Here is a 9,932-nt window from a genome sequence, read left to right as displayed (position 1 = left end):
ATCGGCGTCGCCGTGCACTCGGTCCGCGCGGCGGACCCGGCGGCGCTCGCCGAGCTGGCCGGGCTGGTCCGCGACGAGCCCCTGCACGCCCACGTCTCGGAGCAGCCGGCGGAGAACGCCCAGGTGGCCGCGGCGTACGGGCGCACACCGCTCACCGTGCTCGCCGACGCCGGCCTCGTGTCGCCCCGGTTCACCGCCGTCCACGCGACGCACCTCACCGACGAGGACGTGCGGCTCCTCGCGGCGGGGCGGGCGACCGCCTGCATCTGCCCCACGACGGAGGCGGACCTCGCCGACGGCATCGGGCCGGTCCGGGCCCTCGCGGACGCCTCCGTCGCGCTCGCGGTAGGCACGGACCAGCACGTGCGGATCGACCCGTTCGAGGAGCTCCAGCGGCTCGAGGCGGATCAGCGCCTCGCGTCGGGGCAGCGGGGCCGCCTTCCGCCCGGATCCCTGCTCGCCGCGGCCACGCGTGGCGGCTACCGCAGCCTCGGCTGGGCCGGCGGGGGTGCGATCGAGGCCGGCGGGCCCTGCGACCTCGTCGCCGTCGCCACGGACTCGGCCCGCACGGCCGGTGCCCGTCTCGACCAGCTGCACCTCGCCGCATCCGCCGCGGACGTGACCGACGTCGTCGTCGCCGGCGACCGGGTCGTCACCGACGGCCGCCATCGCCTGGGCGACGTCGGCGCGCTGCTCGGAGCCGCGATCGCCGACCTCCGGGAGGAGCCCCGATGACCGCCACCCTCGTCGACCGGATCGGCCTGCTCGTCCGCAACGCCGACGACGACGGCCTGCCCGACGAGCTGCCCGGCGCCGCGGTCGTGATCGAGGACGGCCGGATCGCCTGGATCGGCCGCGCCGCCGGGGCCCCGGACGCCGACGCGCGGATCGACGCCGACGGCCGCTGCGTCGTCCCCGGCTTCGTCGACAGCCACACCCACCTCGTCTTCGCCGGCGACCGCTCGGCCGAGTTCGAGGCCCGCATGGCCGGCCGCCCGTACACGGCCGGCGGCATCCGCACGACGGTCGCGGCGACCCGCGCCGCGAGCGACGAGGCCCTGCTCGCCCGCGCCACGGGGCTCGTGGCCGAGGCGCGGCGCGGCGGCACGACGACGATCGAGATCAAGAGCGGGTACGGCCTGACGGTCGAGGACGAGGCCCGGGCGCTGCGCCTCGCCGCGACCCTCACGCCCGAGACGACGCTGCTCGGCGCCCACGTCGTGCCGCCGGAGCACGCGCACGACCCGGAGGGCTACGTCGACCTCGTCGTCGGCCCGATGCTCACCGCTTGCGCCCCGCATGCGCGCTGGATCGACGTGTTCTGCGACCGCGGCGCCTTCACCGTCGATCAGGCGGAGCGGATCCTCGTCGCCGGTCGCGACGCCGGCCTCGGCCTGCGCCTCCACGCGGCGCAGCTCGCCCCCTCCCCCGCCGTGCGGCTCGCCGTCGAGCTCGGCGCGGCGAGCGTCGACCACTGCACGCACCTCGAGCAGGCCGACGTCGACGCGCTCGCCGGCGGCACGACCGTCGCCACGCTGCTGCCCGGCGCCGAGTTCTCGACCCGATCCCCGTATCCGGACGCGCGGCGCCTGCTCGACGCCGGGGGCACCGTCGCCCTCGCCAGCGACTGCAACCCCGGCTCCTCGTTCACGACGTCCATGTCGTTCTGCATCGCCCTCGCCGTCCGCGAGATGGGCATGACGCCGCGGGAGGCGCTGCATGCCGCGACCGCGGGCGGGGCCGCCGCGCTGCGCCGGGACGACGTCGGTGTGCTGCGGATCGGCGCCCGCGCGGATCTCCTGCTGCTCGACGCGCCCTCCTACGTCCACCTCGCGTACCGCCCGGGCGTGCCGCTGGTCACCGTGCTCTGACCTGCGGCCTCGGCCCCCCGGCTCTGCGGGCGAGTACCGTCCTTCGCATGCCGGAACCCGGCGAGGACCTCCGAGTCGCCACCGACCTCGGTGCCGTCGCTGCGCGCGTGCTCGGGCGCGGTCGACCGACGGTCCTCTGGCACTCGATGTTCGTCGACGGCGCGAGCTGGGCGCGCATCGCCCCGCTCCTCCTCCCCGGCCGGCAGCTGGTCGTGGTCGACGGACCCGGCTGGGGTGCCAGCGCCCGTCTGCCGCGGACCGTCCGGATGGCGGATGCGGTCGCCGCCGCCGCGCGCGTCGTCGACGCGGTGTTCCCCGGCGTCCCCGTCGACTGGGTGGGCAACGCGTGGGGCGGCCATGTCGGCATCGAGCTCGCCGCGACCAGGCCGGAGCTCGTCCGGAGCCTCGTCGCGATGAGCGCCCCGATCCAGCCGATCTCGTCGAACCTCCGCCGGCAGATCCTGGCCCTGATCCCGGTGCTGCTGGTCGCGGGCCCCATCACCCCGGTGCAGCGCGCGATCGCCGCCGGGGTGCTCACCGACCGCTCGGCCCGTGATCCCGGCACGGTCGGCGTGATCGCCGACGCGCTGGCCCTCGCCGGGCGCCGCAGCACCGTGCGGACCGTCCGCTCCTTCATCCTCAACCGGGTCGACATCGCGTCCCTGCTGCCCCGCGTGGTGGCGCCGACGCTGTTCGTCGCCGGGGACGACCGCGACGAGTGGACGCCGGAGCAGGCGCAGGCGGCGGCCCGCTCGGTCCGGGACGGCCGTGCCGTCGTCCTGCCCGACTCGCGCGCCCTCCTCCCCCTCGAGCAGCCGGCAGCGCTCGCGCGGATCATCCGGGACTTCTGGGCGACGGTCCCGGGCGCCTGAGGCGCGACGACGCCGGGAACGCGGAAGGGCCCGGTCACCTCGCGGTGCCGGGCCCTTCTGGTCTGAAGATCAGATCGGGCGGATGTTCGCGGCCTGCGGGCCGCGGTCGCCCTGGGCGACGTCGAACTCGACGCGCTGGTTCTCCTCGAGCGAGCGGAAGCCGCTCGCGCTGATGGCGGAGAAGTGCGCGAACAGGTCCTTGCCGTTGTCGTCGGGAGCGATGAAGCCGAAGCCCTTGTCGCTGTTGAACCACTTGACGGTGCCGGTTGCCATGGAATCTCTTTCCTGTTTCGTGAGATCACGCGGATCCGCGTGATCGCGTTCCGCTGAACAATCCGAACCAAGAGATTCCGGCTCTCGCCGGCACTACGACCCACCTGCACAACACAACTGCGTGAGCAAGTGTAGCGGACTTCCGCTTCTCCGTTGCACGGTTCGTCCGCGCCGGCCCGCGCGGCGCAGCAGCGCGCGCCGGAGCTTGCGGAGTGAGTGCTCACTCACTACTGTCGGCGGTCGTGACCGATCTGCAGGAGGCGACCCGCGAGCGGGCGCGGCCGATGGCCCCCGACGACCGCCGCGCGGCGATGATCCAGGCCGTCATCCCCCTGCTGAAGCAGCACGGCCGCGACGTCTCGACGCGACAGATCGCCGAGGCCTGCGGCGTCGCAGAGGGCACGGTCTTCCGCGCCTTCAAGGACAAGGAGAGCCTGATCAGCGCCGCGATCGAGACCTACTTCGATCCGCTCCCCCTGCGCACCGCGATCGCCGGCATCGCCGCCGACCTGCCGGTCGAGCAGAAGCTCGGCGCCGTGCTCCGCCTGCTGCGCGAGCGCTTCGCCGGGGTCATCGGTCTCATGTCCGCCCTTCGGATGACGGACGCGCCGCCCCCGCCGGCGATCCGCGCCGCCGGCGACCGGTGGATGGACCTTCTGCACGATCTCCTCGCCCCGAACCTCGACGAGCTCGGCGTGCCCGTCGAGCTCGTCGCCTACCACCTGCGGCTCGTCGCCTTCGCGAGCAGCATCCCCCCGTTCAACGTGCCGCACCGCTTCAGCGACGACGAGCTGCTCGCGCTCGTCGGCCACGGCGTGCTCAAGCCGCAAGGGAGCTGACCGTGCTCCGACGCCTCCTGCTGAGGTTCCTCGCCCCGTACCGCCGGCTGCTCGCCGCAGTCGTCGTCTTCCAGGCCGCCCAGACGATCGCGTCGCTGATCCTGCCGAGCCTCAACGCGCAGATCATCGACGAGGGCGTCGCGAAGGGCGACACCGGCACGATCCTTCGGCTCGGCGTCATCATGCTCGGCATCACCGTCGTGCAGGTCGGCTGCGCGATCGTCGCCGTCTACTTCGGGGCCCGCACCGCGATGGCGTTCGGTCGCGACGTGCGGCTCGCCGTGTTCACCCGGGTCGGCGCCTTCTCGGAGCGCGAGGTGGCTCGCTTCGGCGCCCCGTCCCTCATCACCCGCACCACGAACGACGTGCAGCAGGTGCAGATGCTCGTCCTGCTCACCTGCACGATGCTCATCGCGACGCCGATCATGAGCATCGGCGGGGTCTTCTTCGCCCTGCAGCAGGACGCCCAGCTGTCCTGGATCCTCGTGGTCGCGGTGCCGCTGCTGCTCGCCTGCGTGTTCCTCATCGTGTCGCGGATGGTGCCCCAGTTCCGGCTGATGCAGACCCGCATCGACACCGTGAACCGGGTGCTCCGCGAGCAGCTGACCGGCATCCGCGTCGTCCGCGCGTTCGTGCGCGAACGGCAGGAGACCGACCGGTTCGCCGACGCGAACGCGGCCGTCACCGACACCGCCGTGCGCGCCGGCCGCTGGTTCGCGCTGATGTTCCCCGTCGTGCTGCTGATCCTGAACGCCTCCAGCGTCGCCGTGCTCTGGTTCGGCGCGTTCCGGATCGACGGCGGATCCCTGAAGATCGGCGCCCTCACCGCGTTCCTCACCTACCTCGTGCAGATCCTCATGGCGGTGATGATGGCGACCTTCCTCGCCGCGATCCTGCCGCGGGCCTCCGTCTCGGCCGACCGCATCGGCGAGGTGCTCGAGACGACCTCCACCGTCGCCCCGCCGATCCAGCCGGTCACGACGACCGAGCGCCGAGGCGTCGTCGAGCTGCGCGAGGCGGGCTTCGCCTACCCGGGTGCGGAGACGCCCGTGCTCACCGGTGTGAGCTTCGTCGCCGAGCCCGGCCGCACCACCGCGCTCATCGGCAGCACCGGCGCCGGCAAGACGACGCTCGTGAACCTGCTCCCCCGCCTCTTCGACGTCACCGACGGCGCGGTGCTGCTCGACGGCGTCGACGTGCGCGACCTCGAGCCCGACGACCTCTGGTCCCGCATCGGCCTCGTGCCCCAGCGCGGCTACCTCTTCACGGGCACCATCGCCTCGAACCTCCGGTACGGCGACCCGGACGCCACCGACGACCAGCTCTGGGCGGCGCTCGAGACCGCGCAGGCGGCCGACTTCGTCCGGGCGATGCCGGACGGCCTGGAGTCCCCGATCGCGCAGGGCGGCACGAACGTCTCCGGCGGCCAGCGGCAGCGGCTCGCGATCGCGCGGGCGCTCGTGAAGCGGCCCGAGATCTACGTGTTCGACGACTCGTTCTCGGCGCTCGACACCGCCACCGACGCCCGCCTCCGGGCCGCCCTCGCGAAGGACGTCGCCGACGCGACGGTGATCGTCGTCGCGCAGCGCGTCTCGACCATCGTCGACGCCGACCAGATCCTCGTGCTCGAGCACGGCGTGGTGGTCGCGCGAGGCACCCACACGGAGCTGCTCGAGTCGTCCCCCGAGTACGCCGAGATCGTCGCCAGCCAGCTCTCCCTGGAGGAGGCCAGATGAGCGCTCCCGCGCCCCGTGCCGGCACGGGCACAGCAGCACCCGCCCGTCCGCCCGTGCGCGGCGGAGGCGGCGGTCCGTTCGGCGGCATGGGCGGCATGCCGGTCGAGAAGGCGATGCGCTTCGGGCCGTCGGCGAAGCGGCTGCTCGGCCGCCTGCGCCCCGACCGCGCCGCCGTCGTGCTCGTGCTCGTGCTCGGCGTCGGAAGCGTCGTGCTCTCGGTGATCGGGCCGAAGCTGCTCGGCCAGGCCACCAACCTGATCTTCGCCGGCGTGCTCGGCCGGCAGCTGCCCGCCGGTGTCTCGAAGGCGCAGATCCTGCAGCAGCTCGACGCGACCGGCCACCACATGCAGGCCGACCTGCTGCGCCCGCTCCCGCTCCTGCCGGGCCACGGCATCGACTTCGCGGCCCTCGGCATGCTGCTGATGGTCGTGCTGGGCCTCTACGTCGCGTCGTCGGTGCTGGCCTACCTGCAGGGCTTCGTGCTGAACGCGGTCACCCAGCGCACCGTCTACCGGCTCCGCGAGGACGTGGAGGCGAAGATCCACCGCCTGCCGCTCACCTACTTCGACCGGATGCCGCGCGGCGAGCTGCTGTCGCGCGTCACGAACGACATCGACAACATCTCGCAGAGCCTGCAGCAGACGCTCTCCCAGGCGGTGAACTCGATCCTCACCGTGCTCGGCGTGATCGTGATGATGATCATCATCTCGCCCCTGCTCGCGCTGATCGCGCTCGTCACGGTGCCGCTCACCCTCGTCGTGACGACCGTGATCGCGAAGCGGTCGCAGCCCCTGTTCGTCGCGCAGTGGCGGCACACCGGCGTGCTGAACGCGCAGATCGAGGAGGGCTACACCGGCCACGCCCTCGTCAAGGTGTTCGGCCGCCATCGCGAGGTCGAGGAACGCTTCCGGGTGGAGAACGAGCAGCTCTACACGGCCGGCTTCGGCGCCCAGTTCGTCTCCGGCATCATCATGCCCGCGACGATGTTCATCGGGAACCTCGTCTACGTCGCGATCGCGGTGGCCGGCGGCCTGATGGTCGCGAACGGATCCCTCGCCCTCGGGGACGTGCAGGCGTTCATCCAGTACTCCCGCCAGTACACGCAGCCGCTCAGCCAGCTCGGCTCGATGGCGAACCTGCTGCAGTCCGGCGTCGCGAGCGCCGAGCGCGTCTTCGAGCTGCTCGACGCGGACGAGCAGTCGCCCGACCCCGAGCAGGCGCTCGTGCCCGACCGCACGACGGGCCGGCTCGCGTTCGAGCACGTCGCCTTCTCCTACGAGGCGGAGAAGCCCCTCATCCGCGACCTGTCGCTCGCCGCCGAGCCCGGCTCGACGGTCGCGATCGTCGGCCCGACCGGCGCAGGCAAGACGACGCTGGTCAACCTGCTCGAGCGGTTCTACGAGCTCGACGGAGGCCGGATCACCCTCGACGGCGAGGACATCACCCGGCTGACCCGCGCCGGGCTGCGCGAACGGATGGGCATGGTGCTCCAGGACACGTGGCTGTTCGCGGGCACGATCCGCGACAACATCGCCTACGGCCGGCCCGGCGCGACGGAGGAGGAGATCGTCGACGCCGCCCGTGCCGCGTACGTCGACCGGTTCGTGCACGCGCTGCCGGACGGCTACGACACGCTGCTCGACGACGAGGGCGGCAACGTGAGCGCCGGCGAGAAGCAGCTGATCACCATCGCCAGGGCGTTCCTCGCCCGGCCCGCGGTGCTGATCCTCGACGAGGCGACGAGCTCGGTCGACACCCGCACGGAGCTGCTCGTGCAGCAGGCGATGCGCGACCTGCGCCGGGACCGCACGAGCTTCGTCATCGCGCACCGGCTCTCCACCATCCGCGACGCGGACCTCATCCTCGTGATGGAGCAGGGCTCCATCGTCGAGCAGGGCACGCACGAGGAGCTGCTGGCCGCGCACGGGGCGTACGCACGGCTGTACGAGGCCCAGTTCGCCGCGCCCGCGGCCGAGGAGGACGTCCCCGACCCGACACCGGCCGCCACTAGGGTGGCGCGATGATCCGGCTGGAACGGCTGACCAAGCGCTACGGCGACAAGACCGCGGTCGACGACGTCTCCGCGGTGATCGAGCCGGGCCGGGTCACCGGGTTCCTCGGCCCGAACGGCGCGGGCAAGTCGACGACGATGCGGATGATCGTCGGCCTCGACCGTCCCACCGCGGGCACCGCGCTCGTCAACGGCAAGCGGTACGCCGAGCACCGGGCGCCGCTCCGGGAGGTCGGCGTGCTGCTCGAGGCCCGCGCGGTGCATCCCGGCCGCACCGCCGCGAACCACCTCCTCGCCGTTGCGGCCACCCACGGCATCCCCCGCACCCGCGTGGAGGAGGTGCTCGGGCTCACCGGGCTCTCCGCCGTCGCGAACAAGCGGGTCGGCAAGTTCTCGCTCGGCATGGGGCAGCGGCTCGGCATCGCCGTCGCGCTGCTCGGCGACCCGAGGACGCTCATCCTGGACGAGCCGGTGAACGGCCTCGACCCGGAGGGCGTGCTCTGGGTGCGGCACCTCACCCGCGCCCTCGCCGCCGAGGGCCGCACCGTGTTCCTGTCGTCGCACCTCATGAGCGAGATGGCGCAGACCGCCGACCACCTCGTCGTGCTCGGCCGCGGCCGGGTCCTCGCGGACGCCCCGATCGCGGACGTCGTCGCCGGCGCCACGCAGGGCGTCGTGCGGGTGCTGACCCCCGATCCCGACCGGCTCGACCAGGCCGTCGCGGGTACGGGCGTCACGATCCGTCGCACCGACGACGGCGCGCTCGAGGTCATCGGCGCGACGGCCGCGCAGATCGGGAACGCGGCGCTGGCCGCCGGCGTCGCCCTGCACGAGCTCACGCCCGTGAACGCCTCCCTCGAGGAGGCCTACCTCACGCTCACGCAGGACGACGTCGAGTACCGCGAGACCCAGGGAGCCGTCCGATGACCACCACCGCCCCTCCCGCGGGCCCCGCCGTCGGGGACGCCCGGCTGTCCGCCCTCCACGTTCTCCGCTCCGAGTGGATCAAGCTGCGCACCCTTCGCTCCACCTGGTGGTGCGCCGCGCTCATCGTGGTGCTGTCCGTGCTGTTCGGCCTGCTCATCGCCGCGTTCATCAACCGCGACGGCTCCACACTGCCGACCGCGGCGCAGGACGGCGATCTCGTCGCCGTGGTCACGATCGGCACCAGCTTCACGCAGCTGATCGCCGCGGTGCTCGGCGTGCTGGTGATCAGCGGCGAGTACGGCACCGGCATGATCCGGTCGACGTTCACCGCGGTGCCGAACCGGCTGCCCGCCGTGTTCGCGAAGCTCGTCGTGCTCGCGGTCTCGATGGTCGTCGTCGGTCTGGTCGCGGTCGCGCTCACCTTCGCGGCGACCGCGGCGATCCTCTCCGGCCACGGCATCGGCGCCCGTCTCGGCGACGCCGCCGTCTGGATGCCGATCGTCGGGTCCGCGGTCTACCTGGCGCTGGTCGCCGTGCTCGCCTTCGCCGTGGGTGCGCTCGTCCGCAACACGGCCGGGGCGATCTCCGCCGCGATCGGCCTCCTGCTGGTGCTGCCGATCCTGCTCACCGTGGCGATCGGGCTCACGCAGGCGACCTGGTTGCTGAACGTGAACGCGCTGCTGCCCTCGGCCGCGGGCGCGCAGCTGCACGCCTACGCGGCGCCCGGCGGCACCGTGACGGGGCCCGGCGGGCGCGGCCCGGTGCAGGCCACGGCCGACGTGGTGCTGAACGGATGGGGCGGCCTCGGGGTGCTCGTCGCCTGGATCCTCGTCCTCCTCGCCCCGGCGCTCGTCCTGATCCGGCGCCGCGACGCCTGATCCCGTCGTCACACGCGTCCTCACACGCCCGGGCGGGAACCTGCCCCCGGTCGCAGCCGCGGCCGGATCGGACAGGAGGACGACATGCCACTGGTGAACATCCGCGTGATCGAAGGGGTCTTCACCCCGGATCAGAAGGCGGACATGATCGCGAAGGTGACCGACACGATGGTGAGCATCGAGGGCGAGGCGCTCCGCGGCGTCACGTGGGTGCTGCTCGAGGAGGTGCGCAGCGGGGACTGGGGCATCGGCGGGAACGGCCTCACCACCGCCGACGTGCACGCCCTGCAGGGCCGGACGCCCGCCGCGGTCGGCTAGGCGCAGCCGATGGCCGGGGTGCGCGTGCGGCTGCTCGGCCGGCCCGCCGTCGAGGCGGCGGACGGGTCGCCGCCCGCGCATCCCCGCGGTCGCAAGACCTGGGCGCTGCTCGCGCGCATCGCGCTCGCCGACCGGCCCGTCGGCCGCGGTGAGCTCGCCGAGACGCTCTTCCCCGAGGCGGACGACCCGCTCGCGGCGCTCCGCTGG

General features: G+C 73.2%; 10 protein-coding genes and 1 pseudogene. 10 read left to right on the top strand and 1 reads right to left on the bottom strand.

The genetic code is table 11. The annotated features are described in order from the left end of the window. From JWQ92_RS12380 to JWQ92_RS12370, 3 genes are all read left to right on the top strand, one after another. Positions 1-735: amidohydrolase family protein (locus tag JWQ92_RS12380; RefSeq protein WP_297344765.1), on the top strand; the 735-nt coding region annotated here is incomplete at its 5' end. Continuing rightward, entirely contained in the window at positions 732-1,871 is a 1,140-nt protein-coding gene (gene hutI, locus JWQ92_RS12375) for an imidazolonepropionase (protein WP_297344764.1), read from the top strand. The genes JWQ92_RS12380 and hutI, both read left to right, overlap by 4 nt. A 47-nt stretch (positions 1,872-1,918) precedes the next feature. Further along, positions 1,919-2,743, top strand: coding sequence for an alpha/beta hydrolase (locus tag JWQ92_RS12370; protein WP_297344763.1), 825 nt, complete (start codon positions 1,919-1,921; stop codon positions 2,741-2,743). Between the two features lie 69 nt (positions 2,744-2,812). Here JWQ92_RS12370 and JWQ92_RS12365 read toward each other — a convergent pair whose 3' ends face one another. Then, on the bottom strand, positions 2,813-3,016 hold the full coding sequence (locus JWQ92_RS12365) for a cold-shock protein (protein ID WP_297344762.1): 204 nt from the start codon (positions 3,014-3,016) through the stop codon (positions 2,813-2,815). Between the two features lie 242 nt (positions 3,017-3,258). Here JWQ92_RS12365 and JWQ92_RS12360 point away from each other — a divergent pair, with 242 nt between their 5' ends. The 7 genes and pseudogenes from JWQ92_RS12360 to JWQ92_RS12330 form a co-directional block, all read left to right on the top strand. Further along, complete coding sequence (locus tag JWQ92_RS12360; RefSeq protein WP_297344761.1) at positions 3,259-3,855, top strand: TetR/AcrR family transcriptional regulator; 597 nt, start codon at positions 3,259-3,261, stop codon at positions 3,853-3,855. Between the two features lie 2 nt (positions 3,856-3,857). After that, complete coding sequence (locus JWQ92_RS12355) at positions 3,858-5,591, top strand: ABC transporter ATP-binding protein (protein ID WP_297344760.1); 1,734 nt, start codon at positions 3,858-3,860, stop codon at positions 5,589-5,591. Next, positions 5,588-7,615: an ABC transporter ATP-binding protein gene (locus JWQ92_RS12350; RefSeq protein WP_297344759.1), complete on the top strand. Its 2,028-nt coding sequence runs from the start codon at positions 5,588-5,590 to the stop codon at positions 7,613-7,615. Before JWQ92_RS12355 ends, JWQ92_RS12350 begins: the two co-directional genes overlap by 4 nt. Beyond that, a complete protein-coding gene (locus JWQ92_RS12345) occupies positions 7,612-8,529 on the top strand; it encodes an ABC transporter ATP-binding protein (RefSeq protein WP_297344758.1) in 918 nt (305 codons plus the stop codon). The genes JWQ92_RS12350 and JWQ92_RS12345 overlap by 4 nt, the downstream gene beginning before the upstream one ends. Then, entirely contained in the window at positions 8,526-9,407 is an 882-nt protein-coding gene (locus tag JWQ92_RS12340) for an ABC transporter permease subunit (protein ID WP_297344757.1), read from the top strand. The genes JWQ92_RS12345 and JWQ92_RS12340 overlap by 4 nt, the downstream gene beginning before the upstream one ends. An 84-nt stretch (positions 9,408-9,491) precedes the next feature. Then, positions 9,492-9,725, top strand: a complete 234-nt coding sequence (locus JWQ92_RS12335; protein ID WP_297344756.1) for a 4-oxalocrotonate tautomerase family protein — start codon at positions 9,492-9,494, stop codon at positions 9,723-9,725. 9 nt (positions 9,726-9,734) lie between these two features. Continuing rightward, positions 9,735-9,932, top strand: a pseudogene (locus JWQ92_RS12330) (SARP family transcriptional regulator); the annotation flags it as partial.

The organism is Amnibacterium sp., from assembly GCF_025463795.1.
Lineage (GTDB): Bacteria > Actinomycetota > Actinomycetes > Actinomycetales > Microbacteriaceae > Amnibacterium.
Note: the sequence above shows the minus strand (reverse complement) of the source record. Positions and strands in the feature narration are given on the sequence as shown.